The sequence below is a fragment of the Clostridium sp. LS3 genome, assembly GCF_055330225.1.
Genome location: NZ_CM143921.1, coordinates 2424888 through 2449783 on the forward strand (window position 1 = coordinate 2424888; position 24896 = coordinate 2449783).

Here is a 24896-nt window from a genome sequence, read left to right on the forward strand (position 1 = left end):
TTATTAATTATATAAAATAAAACCTTAAAGTTTACTCAGTAAACTTTAAGGTTTTTACCATTTCATCTTCTCCAATTATTAAACTTTCAAATATTTCACGGGCATTTTCACTAAACTCTTTAGGCTCTACCATTGCAGGACTGAAATGAGTTAGTAACAACTCCTTTACTTCACCCTTATTTGCTAAAATAGCAGCTTCTTTAAAAGTCATATGTTTATTTTTTATAGCTTTTTCTATATCCTCATCACTTCCATAAGTGCCTTCACAAATGAACAAATCACTATTCTTTATTAGCATAGGAATACTCGAGATAGGTCTTGTATCTGTTATAAAACTTAATTTAACACCTTTTCTTTCCTCTCCTAAAACCATGGTGTAATCATATTTCACTCCGTTATAAATTACTTCTTCTTCCTTTTGTAATTTACTCCATAGAACTTTAGGTACATTCATTAAAGTAGCTTTTTCTAAATCAAATTTTCTTCTTCTTTTAAAGTAAAGACTATATCCTAAACAAGGTGAAGAGTGATCTAATTCTAATGATCTTAATATAAAATCACATTTTTCAACTTCAGATAGCTGTAGCATATCCTTTGTAATATTAAAATACAACTCATCAGGATTTTCTAAAATATTTATATCATAAGGTAAATATGGACAAATAACTCTAAGATTATTTATCACATTATTTATTCCTATGGGACCAACTATTGTTAATGGCTTTTCCCTTCCACTATTCCCTATAGTAGATAATAATCCTGGCAATCCCACTATATGATCTCCATGGAAGTGAGTTATAATAATTATGTCTATAGCTTTAAATCCAAGCCCCATTTTTCGTATAGTAACTTGAGTACCTTCTCCACAATCTATTAATATTTTTCTTCCTCTATAATTTATAAATAGTGCTGATAAGTTTCTATTTGGCATAGGCATTCCTCCACCACAACCTAATAGCGCAATATCTATCATTTTCTCACCTTCTTTCTAAAATATATTATTTACAAATTTAATATATATAATTTATATTTTACTATCTATATAGCATTAAATATCTTTATATCTAATTAATATATTTAAAAAGTATATTTTAAATATATTTATCTCTATTATATATAGATAATTAATTTAATTATTAAATAAAGACAGTAGGATAAACTTCCTACTGCCTAAAACTAATCTTACTTATATATTTATTTTGCTAACTCTAATGCTATTTCCATCATATCAGTGAAGCTTTTTTGTCTTTCTTCAGGAGTAGTTTCTATTCCTTTAAATATATGATCAGAAATTGTAAGTATAGATAAAGCTTCAACTCCATATTTTGCTGCAAGTGTATATAATTCAGCTGATTCCATTTCTACAGCTAAACAACCATAATCAGCCCATAACTTTATTCCTACATTAGTGTCATCATAGAATAAATCCGAAGACAATACGTTTCCTACTTTAATATTTAAACCTTTTTCTTTTCCTTTATTATATGCTTCTAATAAAAGCTCAAAATTTGCTGTTGGAGCATAATCCATTCCTTTGAATCTTCTTTTGTTTATTCCTGAGTTCGTTGATGCACTTTGAGCCAAAACTATATCTCTTACATTAACATCTTCATTCATTGAACCTGCTGAGCCAATTCTAATAAGTCTTTTTGCACCATAAAACTGAATTAATTCGTTTACATAAATAGAGTGTGATGGTAACCCCATTCCTGTGCCTTGTACTGAGATTCTTTTACCTTTATATGTACCAGTATAACCATACATTCCCCTAACTTCGTTATAACAAACAGGATTTTCCAAGTAATTTTCAGCTATGAATTTAGCTCTTAGTGGATCTCCTGGCAATAATACTGTTTCTGCTATAGCTCCTTCATTAGCCATTATGTGTAAATGTTTTGCCATGTTAAAAGCCTCCTTAATCTATAATTAATAAAATACTATCATATTTATAAAAACAAATAAACCTTTTCATTCTAAAATATCATTATTGTTATATTTATTCTCAAAAAAATAGAATGTTATTGTATATTCTATTTAATATCATTAAATAGTATTAATAATATTATCTTACTAAATATTAAATAAGTGTAATTAGTAAAATTTTATTTTACTAATTACACTAGAATTTATCTAATATATTGGATTATTTGTAATACTTATATATTATTTAATATTCTTCTAATCTCTCCTATCATATAAAGTGATCCTGAAGCAATTATTAAATCATCTTTTTTTGCTTTACTTAATGCTAATTCTATTGCCTTATTATACTCATTAAAAGCAATGCAATTTTCATTATATTTTAATACTACATCTTTTAATTCATTTGCATTCTTCGCTCTTATTGAATTTGCTGTAACAGTATAAACCTCAGTAGCTAATGGTGCTATTATTTTTACCATTTCCTCAACATTTTTATCTGCTAAAATTCCAAGTATTAAATATATATTTTTATATTTAAAATACTCTTTTATATTACTTTTAAGAAATTCAATTCCTGAAATATTATGAGCTCCATCAATTACTACATATGGATTTTTTCTTAATACTTCAAGTCTGCCCTTCCATCTAACACTTTTCACACCAGAATATAACTTATCATAATTTAATTTTATATAATTTAAATTATGAAGTTCTTCCAACCCTTTAATTGCTAAGGCTAAATTAATAATTTGATGCTTACCAAGTAAAGGTAAATCTAAAATATACTTATTATTATTATCTATTGAAACCTTTTGATATTGAATATCATCATTTACTATTTCTAATAGTGTGTAATTTTTTGAATCTACAACAATTAAATTAGATTTAGTTAATAAAGCCCTTTTTTTAATAATTTCAATAGCTTCATTTATTTGATTACAAGTTATAACTGGAATATTTTCTTTTATTATACCTGCTTTTTCATTAGTTATTTCTTCTATTGTATTCCCTAAAATATTTGTATGATCTAAGCTTATAGAAGTTATTATTGATAATATTGGTATAATAACATTTGTTGAATCTAATCTACCTCCAAGCCCTACTTCTATTATTCCAAAATCAACTTCTTTTCTATATAAGTATAAGAACATTATACAAGTTAAAACTTCAAATTCTGTTGGATGTTTATATCCTTCTTCTACCACTTTATTAACATATGGTTTTACTTCTTCTAATAAGCTTACTAAATCCTCTTCTGGTATATTGTCCTCATTTACTCTTATGATTTCCTCTATTTCTTCTAAATGTGGTGAATTGAAAAAACCTACTTTGTATCCATGTTCAATAAGAACCTTCCCTATTATTGCTGAAGTTGAACCTTTTCCATTTGTTCCAGCTATATGTATAAGCTTTAGTTTTTTATGTGGTTTTCCAAGTAACTCTAATAATCTTTCTGTACGTTCTAATCCATAACTTGAGCCTAATTTTCTTAATTCTTCTAAATATTTTAATGCCTTTAAATTCTTCATACCTGTCTCATTCCTTTTAGATCTTTTGATATATGATTTAAAAATAATTCTATTGTATTATTTACTCCTAAATAGCTTAACATCCTACTACCAACTGCATCTTCAAATTCATTAAATAGTATTTCACCATTTTCTAAAAGTAAAAAGTCAATTCCACCAAAATCTATTTCTATATTGTTTAATATTTTATCTAATACTTTTTCTTCTTTAGATGAATAATTATATAACTTTACATTTCCCCCTTTAGAAAAATTAGATAAAAAATTATTTTTTTGTGGTTTTCTTATTACACAGTTAACTATTTTATTATCTATTATGTAAAATCTTATATCTCCTATGTAATCTTCAATAAATTCTTGATATACATTTCTATTAAAATCTAAATTATCAAATTCATTTAGTATATTAATACCTATTCCACCATGTCCATTTTTAGGTTTTTCTATTATATTTTTGCTCTTATCAATATCTTCTAAACATCTATAGATTCTTGGATATCTTATATTTAAAGATTCTATAAAATTATATGCTTCTAATTTGTCATTTCCCAATTTACAAAACTTATATTTATTAAAAACTTTAATACTTAATAACTCTAAATTATATGTTACATTGTAATTTCTAGATCTATTTATAGCAAATTTATATTTTCCTTCTATCTTTTTATAATCAATATCTTTTGTTAAAATAAGTTTTAAATCTAAATCATACTTTCTTCCATCTTCTATTAACCAATTAATATAACCTTTATTTTTTTCTACATCTCTCTCATCATATATAACTAAACCATTTATCATAAGCATTCCTCTAATATATATTTTAATATTTCTCTTCCAAAGCTTTTTCCCCAAAGTTCTTCAAAACTTAAGAAATTTAGATTTGAATTTACTTCACATAATAAAGGCTTATCATTATCTCCAAATAATAAATCTACTCCTGAAAAATCTAAACCTAATGCCTTGTGTGCTTTTAATGCAAGCTCTTCTTGTTCCTTAGTTAAGTCTATCAACTTTCCCTTTCCGCCTTGAGATATATTTGCTCTAAAGTCTTTGTCTGACTTTCTAAGCATAGCCCCTATTACTTTATTTCCTATTATATTTACTCTTATATCTCTACCATAACTACTTTTAATATTTTCTTGCATAATAAAGTCTACATTTCTCTTATTTAGCTCACTAACTTTTCTAATAAAATCTTCCTTGCTATTTATTAAATATACCTGCATTCCAAAAGAACCATTTGATTCTTTTATTATTATATCTTCTCCGAGTTCTTCATAACATTTCAATAAATAATCTTCATTGTTTAATGAATAATTAAAAACCATTGAGGATAATATAGTTCGCGGCATTTGGATTTTATTATTAGAAAGTTTTAAATGCATTAATCCCTTATGATCACAATATTCTATTGATTTACTTGAATTAAAGACCTTTAATCCCATCTTTTCTAAGTGTTTTGCTAATAATACATCTTTATCCCAAAATATGATAAATCTTGGATTAGGCAGCTCCTTTAAATATAAAAGTTCAGCTTTACCTTCATTATTATACATAGATATTATTTCTGTATTTTTAACTGCCTCTAATTTTATATCTAATTTTTCTGCTTCAATTACTAAGGATTTTACAAGCTTATTTATTTTGGAAATATTTAATGTTCCATTGTAAATTATCCATCCCGTCATAGACATATCCACTCTTTCTACTCTTTATTAATTAACCTACTTTTATCACTTTTAATTTTTTTTGTCAATATTAAAGCTTATGTTATTATTTTATATTAATTGTATTTTATATTAAGATAATTTAAAATAATAAATAGATAATCTAGAAGGAGCTTATTATGAATAATTTAAATGAAGCATTAAAATTAAATTTAGATAAAATTTCTATTTTTGAAATAGATGAAGAAAAATTAATTGAACTTAAATCTTATGACTACTATATGCAAACAAACTTTTACTTTTGGTTGGTTAATAAAATAAATTTTTTTGAAAACAAAAAACATTATGAGGAACTAGCATATTCGCATTATTTAATGTCTTATTTTATTTTTATTATTTTGACACCTTTGTCATATGAAGACCTAGCATTTAATCATATAAATAAAGCCTTAAAATATAAAGATGAACTTAAGTATAAAGAATGGTTTCTTATTTTTTCAACACTTCCTAATAACTTTATAAAAACTTATGATGCAATAAAAATTGCTGAAGAAGTTATTGAAAAAGATCCAAGCAGTACTTTAGCAAATACTATATTACAGATGTTTTAATAAAAAAGTGGACATATGTAAGTTTACTTATTCCGTCGTTCCACTCCAAGTCACCGTAAACTTACATATGTCCACATACAAACTGAAGGTAAGGAAAGTATAAAATAAATCTACTTTCCCACATTTAATTACTAAAAGTCTTCTATAATCACATTTTGAAAACTTTAAATTTTTATACTTTCCTAGGCATTTAAACACTAAAGGCTCTAGCTTAAGCTAGAGCCTTTAGTGCCTTTTATCTTATTAAATCTTTTATCTTAAATATTATAAACTAAATACTATAAATTGGAAACAACTTTTTTTATAATAAATAAATTCTATTAATGTTGTATAGCAATGAATTTTATTTTATTATTGTAAAATTATATCTCCTATTTTAAAGTATCTATTCTAACTAAAACTGCTTTTAGCATTTCTTGATATTTTTCTCTCTTTTCTTTTTCACCATCAATTACTGCTTGAGGTGCTTTAGCTACGAAGCCTTGGTTAGATAATTTCTTATCTATTCTTTCTACTTCTCCTTCTAGCTTTTTCTTTTCTTTATTTAGTCTTTCAAGTTCCTTTTCTTTATCTACTAAATCTAAAAGCGGCATAAATAATTCTCCACCCTTAACAACTAGTGATACTGCATTTTCTGGAACCATAGACTTATCTTCTATAAATGATACTTCAGATGCCGATGCTAGCTTTTCTATATAGTGAACTCCAGATAAGAATGCATCTTTTGATTCATCTGTAGTATAACTAATTACTTTAGCTTTTCTTGATGGTGGAACATTCATTTCAGCTCTTACATTTCTTAATCCTTTAATAGCTTCAATTATAAAGTCCATATCTTTTTCTGCTTTTTCATCATTTAAGCTTTCATTGTATTCTGGCCAATTTGAAATTACTATTGACTCGCCATCAGTTAAAGTAGTGTATATTTCTTCAGTTATAAATGGCATTACAGGATGTAATAGCTTAAGTCCAGTTTGCAGAACATCATTTAAAACATTGTAAACTATGCCTTTTTGCTTTTCATCTTCACCATATAAAACTCCCTTAACTAGTTCTATATACCAATCACAGAACTCTGTCCACATGAAATCATATACCTTTTGAAGAGCAATTCCAAGCTCATATTTTTCCATATTTTCAGTTACTTCTTTAACTAATGTATTCATTCTTGAAAGTATCCATTTATCTGCTAAACTATATTCCTTGCAATCAGCATATTTATTCATTATATCTTTATCAAGATTCATCATAACAAATCTTGAAGCATTCCACATCTTATTTGCAAAGTTTCTAGCAGATTCAACTCTTTCAGGAATATATCTTATGTCATTTCCTGGTGAGTTACCTGTTACAAGCATAAATCTTAAAGCATCTGCTCCATATTCATCTATAACTTCTAACGGATCAACCCCATTACCTAAAGATTTACTCATCTTTTTACCCTCAGAATCTCTTATGATACCATGCATTAAAACTGTATCAAATGGAGTTTTATCCATATTTTTTATTCCTGAGAATATCATTCTTGCAACCCAGAAGAATATAATATCATATCCTGTAACTAATACGTTTGTTGGATAAAAATATTCTAAATCATCTGTTTTATTAGGCCATCCTAATGTTGAGAAAGGCCATAAAGCTGAAGAGAACCAAGTATCTAGTACATCTTCCTCTTGATGTAAGTGCTTAGATCCACACTTAGGACATACTGTAGGAGTATCTACTTCAACTATGATTTCTCTACAATCTGTGCAGTGCCAAACTGGAATTCTATGTCCCCACCATAATTGTCTTGATATACACCAATCTTGAATATTTTCCATCCAGTTAAAGTATATCTTATCAAATCTTTCTGGTACAAATTTAGTTTCATTATTTTTAACTACATCTATAGCTGGTTTTGCTAAAGATTCCATTTTAACATACCATTGCTTTGATATTATAGGTTCAACTACTGTTCTGCATCTATCATGTACTCCTACATTATGAGTATGTGGTTTAACCTTAACTAATAATCCTTGTTCTTCTAAATCGCTAACCATTTGCTTTCTAGCTTCATATCTATCTAAGCCTTGGTACTTTCCACCTAACTCATTAATAACACCATGATCATCCATAACTCTTATTTGAGGTAAGTTATGTCTAAGACCTACTTGGAAGTCGTTAGGATCATGTGCTGGAGTTATTTTAACAGCACCAGTTCCAAATTCAATATCAACATAGTCATCTGGAACTATAGGAATCTCCCTCTCTGTTAGAGGTAATTTTAATGTTTTTCCTATAAGATGTTTAAATCTATCATCATTTGGATTTACAGCTACTGCTGTATCTCCTAATAAAGTTTCTGGTCTTGTAGTTGCTATCTCTAAAGCTCCTGAACCATCGGCTAATGGATAATTTATATGCCAAAAACTTCCTTCTTTTTCTTCATACTCTATTTCAGCATCTGAAAGAGCTGTTGTACACTTTGGACACCAGTTAGTTATTCTATTTCCTTGATATATTAATCCTTCTTTATAAAGATTAACAAAAACAGTTCTAACTGCTTTATTTAAATTTTCATCCATAGTAAAAGCTTCTCTAGAGAAATCACAAGAAACTCCAACTTTTTTAAGTTGTTTTCTTATAGTTTCTCTATATTCATCAGACCATTCCCAAACCTTCTCTAAGAAAGCTTCTCTTCCCATTTCCTTTTTAACTAAACCTTCTTTTAAAAGTTCGTTTTCAACTTTAACTTCAGTTGCAATAGAAGCATGGTCTTGACCTGGTAACCATAAAGTACAGTATCCTTGCATTCTTTTAAATCTTATAAGCATATCTTGAAGTGTATTATCAAGTGCATGACCTAAATGAAGCTTTCCTGTTATATTTGGTGGTGGCATAACTATAGAAAAAGGCTTCTTATTTTTATCAATTATTGATGTAAAATATTTTTTTTCTTCCCAATTTTTATAAATTCTTTCTTCGAATTCTTTTGGATTATATGTGGTTGCTAAGTTTTTCTTTTCAGACATCCTTTTGCCTCCTTTTATTTTATATATTCAAGATAATTAATAAAATTTTATTATATGTACTAAATGGTAAATAGCAATTAAGTATAAGTTGAAGGTTCATACTTTAAGATTCACATAATTAATCTATAAATTGACTTTTGTAATTTAGAAACAAAATAAAATAGTATAATATAATCTTGAATGTTTAATTTTAAGCAATAAAAAAAGCCTTCATCACAAAAGGACGAAGACTCGCGGTACCACCTTTTTTCTTAATATAAAATATTATTCTATATTAAGCTCTTTATTTATTAACGACTAAGACAGCCGCCTTTACTTACTTAATTTCAGTAAAGATGCTCAAAAGCTACCTTCAGGATACTCTATATAGAAGGCTTTCAGCCGGTGACCTTCTTTCTCTTTTAATACTTTGTATTCCTTACTCCTCTTTATCATTGCTTTTATTATATGATTTTGTAAGGCTATATTATACCATATTATTATTTTTGTCAATATTCTCATAAAAATAAATAATTATAGTAATTTAAAGAGGTGCTAAATAAAAATTTAGCACCTAAAAAATCTTCTATTTATTAAATTATAAAATCCTTTGGATTATGTTCCTTTGCTTTTGGTTCTCCAAAAGTTGCCTTGACACTTTCCACTTGAGGATTATGATTTATATTTTTTTTATGACTATTTTTTGATTTCTTACTCATTTATTTCACCTCCAAATTTATATAATTAGCTTATGTAAAATAATTTAATTTATTTTATATAAAGCTAAGAAAGAAAGTGAAATTTTGTAATTATTATTTATCCATCTATCCATTCCATTGTTTTTATAAAGTCATTAACAAATTCTTCACTCATACTTGGATTAATAGTTTCTTCATGGATTATAGTAACTACTGACATAGCGATAGCATATTTAACAGTATCCTTAATTGAAAAATTATTCATATATCCATATCCAACGCCTGCAACAAAAGAATCTCCTGCACCTGTAACATTTTTAACTTCCACAGCCTTTGTAGCTATTTTCCCTTCTTCATTAGAAGTCTTATAGTAAATACCCTCTGCATCAAGACTTATAAATACATTTTTAACACCTAGTGATAAGAAGTAATCTGCTGCTCTTTTTAAATCTTCGTCACTTTCAATTTTAAACCCACATAAAACCTCTGTCTCTAATCTATTTGGTTTAATTGTATGAAAATATTTTACTAAATGTTTTATTTTTTCTGCCTTTGTTGATGATACAGGATCTAATATAAATTTAGTTTTTCCTTTAAAAGTAGTTAAAATATACTCTAAAAGTTCTGGATTATCTGAATCTAATATAGTATATTCTGCATTTTCGATTATATTAGCTCTAGAATTTATAAAGCTAGATTCCATTTTATTAAGACTTTCCATATCTACTATTGCAGATTCCATTTCTCCATTTTCATTTAAAATCGCCATATATGTAGGTGTATATTCATTTTCTAAAATTAATGAATGTTCCATATTATATCCTATAAGCTCTGAGTTTTCTAAAATATTTCTTCCTTGATCATCCCCACCTAAAATAGAAATAAATTCTGTATTAACATTAACCCTTGCTAAATTTTCAGCAATGTTTCTACAAACTCCACCTAATGATATCTTTATATGTCCTGGTATAGAATCTCTTCCATTATATTTTTTTCTGCTAAAGCCTATTATATCTACTATTGACGCCCCTAATACTAATATATAAGGATTATTATTATACATACCATCTCTCCTGCTCTTTAAAATCCGTTACTAAAAAACATAAATATATTATATTAGAGAAAGCTAAAAAAATAAAGTTAATTTTACAAACTTTGTCGAATTTTATTTTTTATTTATGCTTCTTTAATTATATTATTTATTTAAAACTCTCTAAAACTTGCTACATTTTCCTTGGATATTCATATACTGAATATTAGCTTATCTATATGTCAATAATTTAAATACATATAATTATATTCCTTGGAGGTAAAAATGAATTACTTTAACGAAGGTAATAAATACTATAATCTTAAAGAATTTAAAAAAGCAATTGAATTTTACAATAGGGCAATTGAAAATGATGAAAGTACAACTTGTTCCTATTATAATGCAGGAGTTTGTTATATAAAGCTTAAGGATTTTGATTCAGCAATAATAATGATAAAAAAAGCTCTTTCTGTGCAGCAAGAAAGTAAATACTTCTTTAACTTAGCCTATTGTTATACAATGAAAGAAGAACTCAAAAAAGCCCTTATTTATTTTAACATAGCCTGGTCACTAGATGATTCTGACTATGATTGCGAAAAAGCTATAAATTTAATAATGTCTAAAAATAAAAAGGCTTTATAATCTTAAATAGGTTATAAAAGCCTTTTTAATTTTACTAAATTTAAAGCCATTCTCCTGCTATTTGAGCATTTAAATGATCTGAATTGAAATCTTTATTGTCAAAGTAATCTCCTGCTAAATAAAAGGTTGGATCTATATTAATCCAAACTCCTTCATCTGAAAGATAAACTTGATTCCAAGCATGTGGTCCATAGTTTTGCCCATCAAATGCCTCTCCAGTTACTATCCTTGTTCCTAAGCCTACAGACTTTGCCATAGCTACATAAAGACAAGCATAATCAAAACAAATTCCACTTCTTGTATTCCAAGCCTCAATTGCTCCACTATTACTTACACCTTCAGGTCCTAAAGCTTTTTCAGCTTTTAAGAAGTCATATTTAATATTTGATCCAATCCATGAATATAATCTTTTTGCTTTTTCTCTATCATTTTTAGCATTTCCAACTATTTCAATAGCCTTTTTGTTTATTTCTTCTGATGATTTTATTCCTTCTTCTAATGTAACTCCATTATAATATACTATTACATTAGAATTTGATGGAATATACTCTTTAAAATCATTATAAGATAGTACAGGCTTATTAATAGACATTATATTTTCTAATGTACTATATCCATTTATACGATCAAATAAATTAACTTTCATACTTCTTCCAAAGGTTGTATTGTAAGTTATAATACTCATAAACATTATTAATACTATAACTAAACCTTTTAAAAGCCCAAATAGCGTTGAAAATAAAACAATTCCTAAATTTCCTCTACTTAATAAAATATTATATGCTTTTGTTAATGGATTATTTAAACACTTTAAAATCCAATAAATTATAGTTTGAATAAATAAAAATACTATTCCTAGTACTAAAGCTTTAAATAAATTGTTATTTACAAAATTAATATTAGAATAATTACTTACAAACTTTAATATTTCTAAATATATTTTTTCTAAATTAGTAAGCATGATCAAAAATGTCATAAAAATAGAAAAATAATAAATTAATCTATTTAAAGAATACTTAGCACTTCCTTCTTCTAAGGATCCTTGTACACTACTCTTTATTGAAAAACCCATTAATAAAGCACATAAAATATAAGGTAAATATGTAATCATTAATGTCTCTCCTTTTAAAACAATCTACATATCATCAATTTCTATTATCCTTTTTACTGCTTGAGAAACTATATCATAATTATATCCCTTGGATAACAAAAACCTATATAACTTTTGAGATAATTTGTATTTATCATTTTCTCTCTTTAATAAAATATTATATTTTTTCAAAGCCATATTATATGCTATATTTTTTTCTTCATCTTCATTTATATTAGAAATTTCCTCTTCTATAAGAGTATCATTTATTCCTTTTTTTATTAAATCATATTTTATTTTCTTTTTTCCTTGCAACCTAGTTTTATCTTTTACGTACATTTTTACATAATTTACATCATTTAAGAAATTATACTCTTTTAAAAAATTTAATGTTTTATTAATACTTGCTTCATCATATCCTTTTAATAAAAGCTTATCTTTCAGCTCTTTTTCACTTTTATATGTTTTTTCTATTATTCTAATGGCAGTATTTTTGCATCTTAAATAATTATCTTCTTTTGCAATTACTTTAATTTTCTCTAGGTCTATTTTCTCATTTAATTTTAGTCCTTCTTTATAAACTAATTCTGTACTTATTGAAAATGAATAATCCTCATCAATATATATATTTACTCTTTCTTTATTTCTCTTTTGTATTTCTATTTTTGTAATAACACTCATAATTATCTCCAATCCTTTAAGATTTTAGTATATGAATTGTTGGATTACTCAAAACCTTTCTAGCTACCTCTTGGATTTTATTCATATCTAATGTATGTAATTTTTCCATATCTCCAACAAACTCATATAAATCTTCACTATCTAAGCCTTGATGAAGCATATAATTACATAACTCTGCTGGATCCTCTAAAGTTGAGATAACAGCTGTTTTATGAACTTTCTTCATAAGTTCTAAATCTTTCTCTCCAATTGATAAATTTCCATTTTTAACTCCATCTATTGTTTCATTTATTGCATTTATAGCAGCATCTAAATCATCTTCTGCAACTGCTGTATATATATATATAGTCTTAACACTATTTGTCATATCTATACTAGTATAAATATCATAGGCTAATCCTCTTTTTTCTCTTACTTCTCTAAATAGAAGTGAGTTAGAACTTTCCCCTAACCTATGATTTAAAATTCTAAGCGGAAGCTCTAGTTCCCTATTTAAATTATAAAAAGTGTATAAATACACTATAGTATTTTGTTCTATATTAGCTTTAGTTGTTGTAATTGACTTAGAAATATTTTCTTCTTCTAGGATACTTTTTTCTATCTCTACTCCTCTTTCCCAATTTGAAAATATTTTTTTCACTTCATTTAGTGCTTCACTATGGTCATAAGAAGACACAACTGTAACTAAAGCATTATTTGCTATATAGTATTTTTTATAGAATTTAATTAAATCTTCTTTAGTATATTTTTTTATATTTCCTTCTATACCTGCAACATCATATTTTAGAGGACTTTTATTAAAAGCTACTTCATTAGTTCTTTTAAAACTTAAATCTTCTATATCATCTTTACTTGTTCTTATTTCTGCAAGTATTACTCCTCTTTCCTTTTCCATTTCACTCTCATTAAATTCAGGACAGATTATCATATCACCTAAAATTTCAATAGCATTTTTAAGCTCGTCTTCTAAACAGCTTATAGTATACACTGTAGATGTATAATCTGTATAAGCATTATATTCTCCACCTAAAAACTCTAGCTCATCATTTAATTCTTCATAATTCCTTTTTTTTGTCCCTTTGAATAGCATATGTTCTATAAAATGAGATATTCCTTTTTCATTCATACCTTCATAAAGTGATCCAACTTTTATTCCTACATTTATAGATGATATTTTTGTATCCTTTTTTATAGTTATAACCTCTAATCCATTATCTAAAAAATTTCTCTCAACATCAAAATTTAATTTAAACATATTAATCCACCTATTTCCTCATATTATTTTGCTTATTAAAAATATAATATGACTACATTTTAAATACAATACTATAATTATATATATGTTTCAACTAAGAATCTACATTATTAGTCTTTTTAAATCAAATAATTACTTGTTATATAAATGTAACATAAATTAAATAAATATTACTTTTTTTATTTATTTACATAATTAATCTTTACCATATAAGTATTGACATTTATAATTATATTAAAGATTTCATAATAGGGAGGGTTTTATGAAAAAAAATATACTATTAATTGAAGATGAAACTCGTATTAGATTTTTACTTAAAGATTATTTTTTTAAAGAAGGATTCAATATTATAGAAGCTTCCGATGGTGATGAAGGTCTTAACTATTTTATAAGCAATAAAGTAGATTTAGTTATATTAGATATTATGATGCCAAAGGTTGATGGGATTACAGTTTTAGAAATGATAAGAAAGGTTTCTACAGTACCAGTTATATTACTTACTGCTAAGGGGCAAGAAGAAGATAAATTATTTGGTTATGAAATGGGTGCAGATGATTATATGACTAAACCATTTTCCCCTAAAGTATTAATTGCTAAGGTTAAGGCTTTACTTAAGAGAACCTCTGAAGACACATTTTCTAGTACAAATGACTATAATGGTTTGACTATAAATAAATTATCTCATGAAGTTAAAATAAATGATGAAATAATAAATTTATCTCCAAAAGAATTTGAACTTTTAACTTATTTATCTGACAATGAAGGTATAGCTTTATCAAGAGATACTATACTAGATAATGTGTGGGGCTTAGATTACTATGGCGATTTAAGAACTGTTGATACAAATATAAAGAGACTTAGAGAAAAGCTTGGAGACAAGGCATCTTATATAGTTACAGTTAGAGGAAGTGGATATAGATTTGAAGCACAAAAATAAATTTAGCATATCAAAAAAATTATTTTTAATAACTTTTGGATTAATATTTATTGTATTAATATTTAGTATGTTATTCCAAATTTTATTTTTTGAAGATTTCTATTTAAATCGAAAAGTAAAAGACATGATTAAGGAAGCAAGTAAATTTAGTACTTTAAATTCTTATGCTGATGAAAACTTTTTGACTGATGCATTATTTAGATTTGAACAAGAGACAGATTCTAGAGTTGTTATTCTTTCATTAGATGGTAAAATTAAGTTTCTAGATAATTACGGTAAAAATACAGATGACTTTCAAGTTTTAACTGCATTTTGTGCTGAACTTATTAATGATAAATATCTTATTAATGAAGTTTTAACTTCTGGTAAGCCACAAGCTAGAGTTTTTGAAAATAAATTAAGCAATACAAAGAAAATCGGAATAGTATCTCCCATGTCATTAAATTCTAAAAATGATTCAATTATTGTATCTGTTTCATCAATGCAACCTATTAGCGAAGCTGCTGGTGTAACTAAAGAGTTTTATGGATATTTATTTTTAGGTTTTAGTGTAATTGCTATTTTCTTATCATCTGTATATGCAAATTTGATTTCTAAACCATTAGTCAATATAAATAAAGTAGCCAAAAGAATGTCTGCAATGGATTTTACAGCTAGGTGCCAAGAAAACTCAGATGATGAAATTGGAAGTCTTGCTGTTACCTTAAACTTTCTATCATCTACCTTAAAAAATGCCTTAGAAGATTTAAAGCAAAAAAATAAAACTCTTCAGGAGGATATAGAAAAAGAACGTAAATTAGAAGAAATGAGAAAGGATTTCGTTGCAAGTGTTTCCCATGATTTAAAAACACCTATAGGAATAATAGAAGGTTACGCTGAAGGTTTAAAAGATGGTATAGCTACTGGTGAAGATGCTTTAGTTTATTTAGATACAATTATAGATGAAGCAAATAAAATGAATAAATTAGTAACAAACATGTTGGAATTATCCAAACTGGAATCTGGGAATATAGATTTAGTTATAGAAAAGTTTAACATACTTAGACTTATTCAAAAACTTATAAAAAGTTTTTCTTTAGAACTTGCATCTAAAAATATAAATATAGAATTCAAAACTAAGTTTGAATATTGCTATGTAATTGGAGATGTATTTCAATTAGAACAAGTTCTTACTAATCTCATTAGTAATGCAATTAAATATACTCCTAATGGAGAGAAAGTAATAGTAGAAGTGCTAGGAGAAAATGATTTTATTAATATTTCTGTAGAAAATAAAGGCTCTCATATTCCTGAAGAAGAAATTGAAAATCTTTATACTAAATTCTACAAAATTGACAAATCAAGAAGTAGTTTTAAAAACAGTAATGGCTTAGGACTTTCAATAGTAAAAAGGATTTTAACATTACATGAAAGCTCTTTTTCTTTATCTAACACAATAGATGGAGTAAAATTTCAATTTACCTTAAAAAGAGCTGATGATTTAGAAATAATATAAAGGGATGAGCTTCATCCCTTTTTATACAAAAAAGCTAATTATTATTAGTAGTGACAGAATAGCATTTAATATTAAAACTATTTTACTATTTAGTGAAATTCCTCTTAATTCTTTTTCCTCTTTGCTTTCTAACATATCTACCATTATTAATATTTGCTCTAATTTATTTAGTATCTCCTTATTTATTTTTCTATTTTCTCCTATTTCTTTTATATTGCTTAGAACTTCATTTTTACTTTTCTCAACTTCTCCTCTTATATCATCAATTATTATATCTTTATATAAATCTTTAAGTCTTTCTTTTACGTTATCTTTTATAACTTCTTCTTTTAAATAATTACCCACCCATTATCTCCTCCTCAAAACTTAACATGTCACTTATTAAAATAGAAATGTACTCATAGTTTAAAATCAAATCAAAATCTGTTAGATATCCTGAATTTATAGATGTAACTACAGTTCCTTTTTCTTTTAAAAACTCTTTTTTTATGTAATCTAAAAATACGCCTACTAATTTTTCTTCTTCATAAGAAGTTTTATTAAATTCATCATAATTCTTTCTTAAATTTTTAACCTTACTAATTTCTTGTTTTTCTATTCTTTTAATTTCATTAACTGCTTCTATAATATCATTTAACTTTTCAAACTCTATTTCATTATCTTCAGTATTACTTAATTCTATCAAACCCAATCTTCTTACTTTATCTTCTCTTTCCTTTTCTAATTCTATGTAACTCTTTTGCAAGTAATTTATATTATTTTCTATACTTAATATATCTCTTTTAAATTTATTTCTTTTTTTACTTATAAACCTAATTGTATCTTTTTGAGATTCTACAAATCTTTTTATAATTATTCTATCATTTAAGTTCCCTTCAACTTTATACTCTGTATGTTGATTTTTAAAATCTTTTAAAAATAACTTTATTCCCTTGTATATGAGGTCTTGATTTCTTTTACAAATCTTATTTAATGATTTTTCAATCATAAGTGTTACGCCCCCTTTTAATCATTACCCTTCAATAGTTATGTTATGTCTTATATAATAATATGCTTATATATTACTTATTATTATAAAAAAGTAGCAGAAATTAAAAATTTCTACTACTTTTAAAATTTATTCTTCTATTAAATTAAAATCTTGCATTTTTTTTATTTCTTTACACTGAGGGCATAAAATTAAAGACTCTTCCTTTAACTCCTCAAAATTGTATCCACACTTATTACATATACATGATGTTTCATTCATTTCCATTTTTTGACCTCCCTACAACCTAATTTTTGACATATGTCTATTTATACATTCATATGTTAAAATTTCTTAAATTAAGATTAAATTTTAAATACTATATATTATACATTTAGTTTATATAATAATTACAAAATTATTATATAAACTAAAAATATAAAAAAATATTACTAAAAACCTAAGTCTCTAGTAATATTTTAAATTAAAATTTATTTATAATTTAATGTATCAGTTATTAAAATTCTTCAAAAGATCAGCAAATGGATTATTAATATCTTGTTCTGATTCCTTTTTCATCTTCTTCATTATATTATTTACTTCTTTTTTATTTACTTTATCAGATTTAGAGTCAAATCTTTTATTAAATACTGATGCTTTTTCCCTAAATGTACAATTAGTATTAGGACATACATATATTTGCCCTTCTCCATGGCCTCTAAGTTCTAATTTCTTTTTACATTCTGGACATCTTGCATTAGTATTTCTACTTACACTTTCTCTATATCCACACTCTCTATCTTGGCAAACATTCATAATACCATTTTTACCTTTTACTTCTAAAAGGTATTTACCACAATTAGGGCACTTTTTACCTGTTTTATTATCATGAATAAATTTACTATCTGTACCCTTTATGGATTCAATTAATGCTACAGCATAATTTTTCATTTCTTTTATAAATATATTAGAATCTTCTTTTCCCTTACTTATTCCATCTAACCTTTTTTCCCATCTTGCAGTTAAAAGTGGTGATTTAAGTTCTTTTGGAACTAATTCTATAAGCTGTCTTCCTTTAGATGTAGGAATTATCTCTTTACCTCTCTTTTCTATTACAAATGAATTAAATAATTTTTCTATTATATCTGCACGAGTTGCAACAGTTCCAAGTCCACCTGTTTCATTTAATGTTTTAGCAGATTCTTTATCTACACTAACATACTTCTGAGGATTTTCCATAGCTGATAAAAGAGTTCCTTCATTAAATCTTGCTGGTGGTTTAGTTTGACCTTTATTTAAATCTATTGAATTTATATTTAAAGTATCACCTTTATTAAGCCTTGGAAGAACTTGATCTTTTAAATCATCTTCATTTGATGATTCATCAAAACTTTCTTTATCATATAAAGACTTCCATCCCTTTGACTTTATAACTTGGCCCTTAGCAATAAAGCTTTCTCCATTAATATCAGCATTTATATTAGTTTGAATATATTCAAAGGCTGGCATTAACACGCTTAAAAATCTTTTAACTACAAGATCATATATATGTCTTTCTTCTGAACTTAAATTACTTAGATTAGGCTTTTGTTCAGTAGGTATAATTGCATGGTGATCGCTTACCTTACTATTATCAACAAAACTTTTATTAGAGTTTATCTTTCCCTTTAATATTTCAGAAGCTGCCATTCTATATTCACCAATAGATATTGCCTTTAATCTTTCTGGAATAGTTCCAACAATATCTGTAGATATATATCTAGAATCAGTTCTTGGATAAGTTAATATCTTATGATTTTCATAAAGTCTTTGCATTATAGACAAAGTTTGCTTTGCAGAATAACCCCATATTTTATTTGCGTCTCTTTGAAGTTCAGTTAAATCATATAAAGCTGGTGCAAATTTCTTTTTAGGAGTTTCTGTTATTGATGTAATTTTAGCATCATGTCCTTTTGCATTATTTAATATTTTATTAGCCATTTCTTCATTAAAGATTCTTAAATTATTTTCATTATTAACCCATTGAAGAGATATTCTATTTGATTTTGCTGATATAGTATAAAAATCCTTTGGCTTAAAATCCTTTATTTCATCTTCTCTATTAACTATCATAGCTAAAGTTGGTGATTGTACTCTTCCGGCTGAAAGTTGTGCGTTATATTTACATGTCAAAGCTCTTGTTGCATTAAGTCCAACTACCCAATCAGCTTCTGCCCTGCATTGAGCTGCCTTATATAAGTTTTCATACTGACTTCCAGGCTTTAAATTTTTAAACCCATCTAAAATTGCTTTATCAGTTTGAGATGAAATCCAAAGTCTTTTTATAGGCTTCTTAACTCCTGCTTTTTCTATAGTCCATCTTGCAACAAGCTCTCCTTCTCTACCTGCATCAGTTGCTATTACTATTTCCTCAATATCATTTCTATTTAAAAGTTTTTTAACTTCATAAAATTGTTTAGATGTCTTTTTTAAAACAGTAAGCTTCATATACTTAGGTAACATTGGAAGAGTTTCCATACTCCAAGTTTTATATTTTTCATCATAACCTTCTGGGTCTTGAAGCCCAACTAAATGTCCAAGTGCCCAAGTTATAACATACTTATTTCCTTCTATATATGCTCCTTTATTTTGATTACATTTTAAAACCTTTGCTATATCTCTACCAACAGAAGGTTTCTCTGCTAGTACTAATACTTTTCCCATATCTTAGTCCTTTCTCTTTTAAGAGTAAATATACTTCTTGCATCTTAAACTCTATATTTATTTATTATTTTCTTTTAACTAATTAAACTATATCCAATTTATGATATTCTGTAAACCTACTTTAAATAAACATTCTATATTTAAAGTATTTTAATATACAGAATTAGTAAAACATCATATTTAATGATATAATAAATGACAAAACAACTTGGGGGGAATATCTATGGTAGAAATATTGAAATTAATAGCTAGTCTTATTAATGATTTACATGATAAAGTCTTAGATATTGTTAGTATAGCTGGATATCCATTAAATGATAAACAACTTCATTTTATATTTATGGCCTTAATTGGCATAGTAATATTTGTAATAACTCAAGTTGTATTTAAAAAACTTGCAAAATATAGCATTACTGCTATATCATTTATATATACATTAACAGTTATGATAGTTATAGTTTTTGCTATAGAAATACAGCAAAAGTTAACACATAGAGGTAATATGGAATTTGCTGATATAGCTTATGGACTTTATGGATTTGTTTATGTATTTCTTATATACTTGTTAATAAAACTTATTATAAATTTAATAAAAAAAGTCAGTAACAAATATTTAAAATAGCAATAAAAAGTGGTACCTATAAAGATATCCACTTTTTTTGTTAAATCATTTATTTTTTAACTCTAGTCTTGCTTTCTTTTTAAAGCATATCCTGCTGCCATTAATGATGATGCTAAAATTAATAAAGCTGTTGTTCCTATAGCATCACCTGTGTTAGGTAGCTTATCTTCATCTTTATTATCGTCACCTTTATTTTCTTCATCTTTGCTTTCATTATTTTCAAGTTTATTCATTGCATCTTTTAAATTATTTACTGCTTTATCTACTTCTTCTTGTGTTACATCCACTTTAGCAAATACATCTTTCGCATAAGCCAAAGCTTCATTAAATACTTTCCAACTTTCTTCAGTATAATTACTTGCTTTTAACTCTTCTGCTTTTTTAATAATTTCTTTTAAATTACTCTTATCAATATTAACTACAGTATTATCCTTTAACTTTAAATCCTTCATAGCCTTATCTAGATTTTTTGCTGCTTCATCAACTTCTATTTGTGTAGCCTTCTTATTAGCCACTATATCTTTAGCGCTAGCCAAAGCTTCACTGAAGTTATTCCAAGACTCCTTAGTGTAATCTTCACTTTTTAAGGCTTCTGCATCTGTAATTAATTTGTTCAACTCTTCCTTGTTAACTATTTGTTGAACAGTATTTGAGGCTTCAACTGAAACTGTGTCATTAGCTCCTACTTCAACATTTGCATAGCTTATTAATTCACCGTTTACTTCCTTTTGCTCTGCTTTAACTTGCTCTCCATTAACATTTATATACTTATAATCACCATAGAACCTAGCTTCCCAATTTAAACTCTCTGATGCTTTATTTGTTAATGTAGTCATAGTTAATCCGTTATGAGCAATACTTAATTCATGATCTCCCATCTGTAAATTATCTAAATTAACCCATTCAACTTCTCCAGGTAAATGTGGTGCTGTTACAATTTTATGAGCTCCTGCATCTGGCTCTACTCCCATTAATCCCTCTACTGTATGAGAAATAAATGTAAATGAAATTTCTGGATAATCACCATTGGTACCTTGTGTTGCACGTTCATGTGCCTGATCTTTAACACTCATTATATATTTCATCCATTTCCAAGCTTCTTCATTTCTATTATATGGGAAATAAGCTTCAGGTATATAGGTATATGCTTCTATATTCAAAGGCGAATCCTCAGTACTTCCTATTCCATTACCTAACTTTTCAGATATAAAATCTAAATATTTATCATTTCTTTCTCCCGGTTCTGATAATAATTTCATTGGAATAAACCAACTATTTTCTTTACCAAAATCATTTAGCTTTTTCCCATCCTTTTGTAATACAGTAGCATAATTTTCATTTGGATTACTTGGGTCTATTACACTCCAATCTTCATTAAAATATTTTTTCAATGCTTCTGCTTTATCGTACCATTCCTTAGCTTCTTTATCTTCTCCTCTTGCACTAAGCATACCAGCATAAGCTAATGTTGCTTGATATTGTGACCCAATAGCATCAGCAGCCTCAATTGGAAATTTTCCTCTTTCATTATAAGTACATGACCCTTGGAATATTCCTCCATAACCTTCTGCAATGCCATTTGTGTTTTGATCATCATGAAGGCTTATATAGTCTGTTAATACCTTTGTATAGAAATTCCATAAATCATCATCATAAATATATCTTTCATCACCAGTCCAAAGATACTGCTCATAAGCCTTCTCAACTAGTTCAAATTGAGCAGGTACTTCCCTCACAAATAAATCATCATTTTTGTAATCAATTGTATGCGGTGTTCCATCAAAATTTATTGCCCAAAATGTATACCATTTTCTTGATTCTGTTGCATTCTTTGCAAAGGTTTTAAACATTGAGAAGTTTTCATCCTTTAACCCTGAAATTTGTCCACCTGTTGCTTGATGAACAAAATCTCTTCCATAAAATGCTGTTCTATCATAATAACCAGCCCAATATGATGGTATATATTTAGCAGTTCCACTACCATCATTATTATTTTCATCTCTATTTACCAAACCTGTTTTTCCAGTCATAACAAATTGTTCTGTTTTATCAACTGACCAATTAAAACTATCTTCTAAGAATTTATTAGAAGACTTTACAACTGCCTCTTTTCTTTCCACTTCACATACTACAGACCATACATCTGTACTCCCATTTCCATTAGTTACATTAACCTTTAATGGAGCTGATAAATCTAAAGTTTGTCCATTTTTTAAATTTGATACTGATCCTTCAGATAATTGTATACTATTTAAAACTACCTTACTAGTATCAGTTCCATATGGTACTACAACCTTTATAGTTTTATCTTTTTTATTTATTATGCTATTTCCTTCTTGTCCATCCAAGTTAAATAAAATAACATTATTTAAACTTAAATTACCTAATGTCCCACTTTTTATCAAGTCAACATTATCTACGCTTACTAGTGAACCTTCAGCACCAGAAAAAAATACTTTAATTCTTTCACCCTTTTCTAACGGAATATTTGTTATATCAACTTTTTCATATTTCGTAGTATTTTTAATACTGGTACTAACTATTATTTCGGAACCCTTAAGCTCATTGCTTAATGTCATAATACCCATTTTACCACCATCTGACTGCGCATTAGCATAAGCAGACAAATCATATAATCCAGTTTCAGGTACTATTAATTCTTGAGTTATATAATTAAATGTTCCTTTTGCTATACGTGCTCTAATTACTCCATCGTAACTATTGTCATATCTAATATTAGCTCCATAATATCTCCAACCTAATCCTTTATCTTCAAAACCAGGATTATTTATATAATTTATTTGTATTGGACCTATTGGATCACTTAATTTGCCTTTTCCTTCTATTCCTAACTCATTAACTGGAATAACTTCACACTTTATATACTTGCCTCTTTGATCTTCAGTTATATTAAAAGTATTGCTAATTTCATTTTCAATAACCTTATACTCTCCATCTATTTTATCTGCAACTAACCATCTATATTTAGAAATACCTTCAAAGTAATCATCAGCATCAGTAAAATTATACTTTACACTTAAAGTAGCTCCAATTCTGCTATTGCCTATAACATCAATATCAACTATCTCTGGTCCTATAAAATTCGTATTTTTAATATCCAAAAGTAGCTTAACAGAATAAACTTCAGCCTTACCCTCCATATAAACCTTTACATAATCATCCTTTCTTAATAATATGTCCTCTATCTTTATAGTATCTCCTTCTGGTTTAACAGTATAAGTATTATTTCCAATCCCCACCTTTACTTCAGTATCATAGGAATTAATTTTCATTTCCAAATCATAATTTCCTGTGCTAGGAATAGTAACCTCTTGATCTATTTTAGAAGCTACATCTTTCAGTATAGCCTTACCAATTTGAATTTCCGAATTTTGTAAATTCCATCCATTATTAACTAAAAAATCACTGTTAACTATTATATTTCCTTGATTTACTCTATCGTAAACTAACTCAACATCATCAAAATCTCCCCAGGAATTTGATCCCCACAGTTCTATTATTACTTCAGTTCCTTGGGCAATATATACTGGAGCCAATTCATATTTCTCATAATCCCAACTATCTGGCATTGTCTTACTTGTTATTTCTTTATTAGTTATTGCATCTTTTATAATAAATTTCGCATCTCCTCCTGCTGATTTTATCCATGCTGAAGCATTATACATGCCACTATAAGGTATAGTAAGCTTTTGACTTACATAGGCTCCTCCATAGGCCCAACCTTGATTACTTCCACTGTTTGGATTATTACTACCAACACTTGCTCTTCCATTGAATTCCCAACCAACTTTCCCTTGTTCAAAACCTGGATTATTAATAAGATTCTTAGTCTTAACCTCTTTAGTATCATAAGTAATTGAGTAATTTGTATTTACATTTTCTTTAATAGATTCAGCAAGCGTCACTACATTACTAGTAATACACGTCAAGGCTACTAACAATACTAAAGTTTTACTCATTGATTTTCTAAAACCTTTTTTCATTATTAAATCCCCTCTCATTATTTATAATATAAAAATAACTAAGCCCCTTA

21 protein-coding genes and 1 other annotated feature are annotated in these 24896 nt (G+C 26.8%); of the genes, 5 read left to right on the top strand and 16 right to left on the bottom strand.

All coding sequences use genetic code 11. The annotated features are described in order from the left end of the window. Positions 1-31 precede the first annotated feature (31 nt). The 5 genes from ACZJV1_RS11405 to ACZJV1_RS11425 all read right to left on the bottom strand — a co-directional run bounded on the left by ACZJV1_RS11405 (position 32) and on the right by ACZJV1_RS11425 (position 5139). Positions 32-973, bottom strand: coding sequence for a ribonuclease Z (locus ACZJV1_RS11405; RefSeq protein ID WP_463650190.1), 942 nt, complete (start codon positions 971-973; stop codon positions 32-34). A 221-nt stretch (positions 974-1194) separates the two neighbouring features. After that, positions 1195-1902, bottom strand: coding sequence for a purine-nucleoside phosphorylase (gene deoD, locus ACZJV1_RS11410; protein ID WP_411168027.1), 708 nt, complete (start codon positions 1900-1902; stop codon positions 1195-1197). A gap of 254 nt (positions 1903-2156) precedes the next feature. Beyond that, a complete protein-coding gene (locus tag ACZJV1_RS11415; RefSeq protein ID WP_463650191.1) occupies positions 2157-3452 on the bottom strand; it encodes a bifunctional folylpolyglutamate synthase/dihydrofolate synthase in 1296 nt (431 codons plus the stop codon). Further along, positions 3449-4249 (bottom strand): ATP-grasp domain-containing protein, encoded by an 801-nt coding sequence (locus tag ACZJV1_RS11420; protein WP_463650192.1) that lies wholly within the window; start codon positions 4247-4249, stop codon positions 3449-3451. Before ACZJV1_RS11420 ends, ACZJV1_RS11415 begins: the two co-directional genes overlap by 4 nt. Continuing rightward, positions 4246-5139, bottom strand: a complete 894-nt coding sequence (locus ACZJV1_RS11425; RefSeq protein WP_463650193.1) for an ATP-grasp domain-containing protein — start codon at positions 5137-5139, stop codon at positions 4246-4248. Before ACZJV1_RS11425 ends, ACZJV1_RS11420 begins: the two co-directional genes overlap by 4 nt. A gap of 158 nt (positions 5140-5297) precedes the next feature. Here ACZJV1_RS11425 and ACZJV1_RS11430 point away from each other — a divergent pair, with 158 nt between their 5' ends. Continuing rightward, entirely contained in the window at positions 5298-5729 is a 432-nt protein-coding gene (locus ACZJV1_RS11430) for a hypothetical protein (protein WP_463650194.1), read from the top strand. Positions 5730-6100: 371 nt separating this feature from the next. Here ACZJV1_RS11430 and ACZJV1_RS11435 read toward each other — a convergent pair whose 3' ends face one another. The 3 genes from ACZJV1_RS11435 to ACZJV1_RS11445 form a co-directional block, all read right to left on the bottom strand. Next, positions 6101-8743: a valine--tRNA ligase gene (locus tag ACZJV1_RS11435; RefSeq protein WP_463650195.1), complete on the bottom strand. Its 2643-nt coding sequence runs from the start codon at positions 8741-8743 to the stop codon at positions 6101-6103. Between the two features lie 216 nt (positions 8744-8959). Beyond that, positions 8960-9187 (bottom strand) — a binding site (T-box leader). 128 nt (positions 9188-9315) lie between these two features. Continuing rightward, positions 9316-9441, bottom strand: a complete 126-nt coding sequence (locus tag ACZJV1_RS11440; protein WP_463650196.1) for a CPC_1213 family protein — start codon at positions 9439-9441, stop codon at positions 9316-9318. Between the two features lie 97 nt (positions 9442-9538). Continuing rightward, complete coding sequence (locus tag ACZJV1_RS11445; protein WP_463650197.1) at positions 9539-10483, bottom strand: carbohydrate kinase family protein; 945 nt, start codon at positions 10481-10483, stop codon at positions 9539-9541. 252 nt (positions 10484-10735) lie between these two features. Between ACZJV1_RS11445 and ACZJV1_RS11450 the strand changes: the two genes are divergently transcribed. Beyond that, complete coding sequence (locus ACZJV1_RS11450; RefSeq protein WP_411168034.1) at positions 10736-11092, top strand: tetratricopeptide repeat protein; 357 nt, start codon at positions 10736-10738, stop codon at positions 11090-11092. Positions 11093-11132: 40 nt separating this feature from the next. Here ACZJV1_RS11450 and ACZJV1_RS11455 read toward each other — a convergent pair whose 3' ends face one another. Genes ACZJV1_RS11455 through ACZJV1_RS11465 form a run of 3 tightly spaced genes read right to left on the bottom strand, consistent with a single transcriptional unit; the run spans position 11133 to position 14118 of the window. Further along, on the bottom strand, positions 11133-12203 hold the full coding sequence (locus ACZJV1_RS11455) for a transglutaminase-like domain-containing protein (protein ID WP_463650198.1): 1071 nt from the start codon (positions 12201-12203) through the stop codon (positions 11133-11135). A 24-nt stretch (positions 12204-12227) separates the two neighbouring features. Continuing rightward, positions 12228-12863 carry a recombination regulator RecX gene (recX, locus tag ACZJV1_RS11460; protein ID WP_463650199.1) on the bottom strand — a complete coding sequence of 212 codons (636 nt, stop codon included), beginning with the start codon at positions 12861-12863 and terminating at the stop codon, positions 12228-12230. Between the two features lie 16 nt (positions 12864-12879). Continuing rightward, positions 12880-14118, bottom strand: coding sequence for a M16 family metallopeptidase (locus ACZJV1_RS11465; protein WP_463650200.1), 1239 nt, complete (start codon positions 14116-14118; stop codon positions 12880-12882). 262 nt (positions 14119-14380) lie between these two features. Here ACZJV1_RS11465 and ACZJV1_RS11470 point away from each other — a divergent pair, with 262 nt between their 5' ends. Both ACZJV1_RS11470 and ACZJV1_RS11475 read left to right on the top strand, forming a co-directional pair. Continuing rightward, positions 14381-15055, top strand: a complete 675-nt coding sequence (locus tag ACZJV1_RS11470; RefSeq protein WP_411168038.1) for a response regulator transcription factor — start codon at positions 14381-14383, stop codon at positions 15053-15055. Beyond that, positions 15039-16550: a HAMP domain-containing sensor histidine kinase gene (locus ACZJV1_RS11475; RefSeq protein ID WP_463650201.1), complete on the top strand. Its 1512-nt coding sequence runs from the start codon at positions 15039-15041 to the stop codon at positions 16548-16550. The genes ACZJV1_RS11470 and ACZJV1_RS11475 overlap by 17 nt, the downstream gene beginning before the upstream one ends. A gap of 21 nt (positions 16551-16571) precedes the next feature. On the opposite strand, the gene ACZJV1_RS11480 is transcribed toward ACZJV1_RS11475, so the two are convergent. The 4 genes from ACZJV1_RS11480 to ACZJV1_RS11495 all read right to left on the bottom strand — a co-directional run bounded on the left by ACZJV1_RS11480 (position 16572) and on the right by ACZJV1_RS11495 (position 20220). Continuing rightward, positions 16572-16895: a hypothetical protein gene (locus ACZJV1_RS11480; RefSeq protein ID WP_463650202.1), complete on the bottom strand. Its 324-nt coding sequence runs from the start codon at positions 16893-16895 to the stop codon at positions 16572-16574. After that, positions 16888-17538: a hypothetical protein gene (locus tag ACZJV1_RS11485; protein WP_463650203.1), complete on the bottom strand. Its 651-nt coding sequence runs from the start codon at positions 17536-17538 to the stop codon at positions 16888-16890. The genes ACZJV1_RS11480 and ACZJV1_RS11485 overlap by 8 nt, the downstream gene beginning before the upstream one ends. Before the next feature lie 129 nt (positions 17539-17667). After that, positions 17668-17805 (bottom strand): hypothetical protein, encoded by a 138-nt coding sequence (locus ACZJV1_RS11490; protein WP_411168042.1) that lies wholly within the window; start codon positions 17803-17805, stop codon positions 17668-17670. A 222-nt stretch (positions 17806-18027) separates the two neighbouring features. Further along, positions 18028-20220, bottom strand: coding sequence for a DNA topoisomerase III (locus tag ACZJV1_RS11495; protein ID WP_463650204.1), 2193 nt, complete (start codon positions 20218-20220; stop codon positions 18028-18030). Positions 20221-20443: 223 nt separating this feature from the next. Between ACZJV1_RS11495 and ACZJV1_RS11500 the strand changes: the two genes are divergently transcribed. Next, positions 20444-20842: a hypothetical protein gene (locus ACZJV1_RS11500; protein WP_463650205.1), complete on the top strand. Its 399-nt coding sequence runs from the start codon at positions 20444-20446 to the stop codon at positions 20840-20842. A gap of 62 nt (positions 20843-20904) precedes the next feature. Here the strand turns inward: ACZJV1_RS11500 and ACZJV1_RS11505 are convergent, their stop codons facing one another. Then, positions 20905-24846, bottom strand: coding sequence for an LPXTG cell wall anchor domain-containing protein (locus ACZJV1_RS11505; protein WP_463650206.1), 3942 nt, complete (start codon positions 24844-24846; stop codon positions 20905-20907). Positions 24847-24896 lie beyond the last annotated feature (50 nt).

Bases quoted from the DNA above. Each gene is read 5' to 3' on its own strand.
- ACZJV1_RS11405 (WP_463650190.1), bottom strand. From the start codon at position 973: ATGATAGATATTGCGCTATTAGGTTGTGGTGGAGGAATGCCTATGCCA.
- deoD (WP_411168027.1), bottom strand. From the start codon at position 1,902: ATGGCAAAACATTTACACATAATGGCTAATGAAGGAGCTATAGCAGAA.
- ACZJV1_RS11415 (WP_463650191.1), bottom strand. From the start codon at position 3,452: ATGAAGAATTTAAAGGCATTAAAATATTTAGAAGAATTAAGAAAATTA.
- ACZJV1_RS11420 (WP_463650192.1), bottom strand. From the start codon at position 4,249: ATGATAAATGGTTTAGTTATATATGATGAGAGAGATGTAGAAAAAAAT.
- ACZJV1_RS11425 (WP_463650193.1), bottom strand. From the start codon at position 5,139: ATGACGGGATGGATAATTTACAATGGAACATTAAATATTTCCAAAATA.
- ACZJV1_RS11430 (WP_463650194.1), top strand. From the start codon at position 5,298: ATGAATAATTTAAATGAAGCATTAAAATTAAATTTAGATAAAATTTCT.
- ACZJV1_RS11435 (WP_463650195.1), bottom strand. From the start codon at position 8,743: ATGTCTGAAAAGAAAAACTTAGCAACCACATATAATCCAAAAGAATTC.
- ACZJV1_RS11440 (WP_463650196.1), bottom strand. From the start codon at position 9,441: ATGAGTAAGAAATCAAAAAATAGTCATAAAAAAAATATAAATCATAAT.
- ACZJV1_RS11445 (WP_463650197.1), bottom strand. From the start codon at position 10,483: ATGTATAATAATAATCCTTATATATTAGTATTAGGGGCGTCAATAGTA.
- ACZJV1_RS11450 (WP_411168034.1), top strand. From the start codon at position 10,736: ATGAATTACTTTAACGAAGGTAATAAATACTATAATCTTAAAGAATTT.
- ACZJV1_RS11455 (WP_463650198.1), bottom strand. From the start codon at position 12,203: ATGATTACATATTTACCTTATATTTTATGTGCTTTATTAATGGGTTTT.
- recX (WP_463650199.1), bottom strand. From the start codon at position 12,863: ATGAGTGTTATTACAAAAATAGAAATACAAAAGAGAAATAAAGAAAGA.
- ACZJV1_RS11465 (WP_463650200.1), bottom strand. From the start codon at position 14,118: ATGTTTAAATTAAATTTTGATGTTGAGAGAAATTTTTTAGATAATGGA.
- ACZJV1_RS11470 (WP_411168038.1), top strand. From the start codon at position 14,381: ATGAAAAAAAATATACTATTAATTGAAGATGAAACTCGTATTAGATTT.
- ACZJV1_RS11485 (WP_463650203.1), bottom strand. From the start codon at position 17,538: ATGATTGAAAAATCATTAAATAAGATTTGTAAAAGAAATCAAGACCTC.
- ACZJV1_RS11490 (WP_411168042.1), bottom strand. From the start codon at position 17,805: ATGGAAATGAATGAAACATCATGTATATGTAATAAGTGTGGATACAAT.
- ACZJV1_RS11495 (WP_463650204.1), bottom strand. From the start codon at position 20,220: ATGGGAAAAGTATTAGTACTAGCAGAGAAACCTTCTGTTGGTAGAGAT.
- ACZJV1_RS11500 (WP_463650205.1), top strand. From the start codon at position 20,444: ATGGTAGAAATATTGAAATTAATAGCTAGTCTTATTAATGATTTACAT.
- ACZJV1_RS11505 (WP_463650206.1), bottom strand. From the start codon at position 24,846: ATGAAAAAAGGTTTTAGAAAATCAATGAGTAAAACTTTAGTATTGTTA.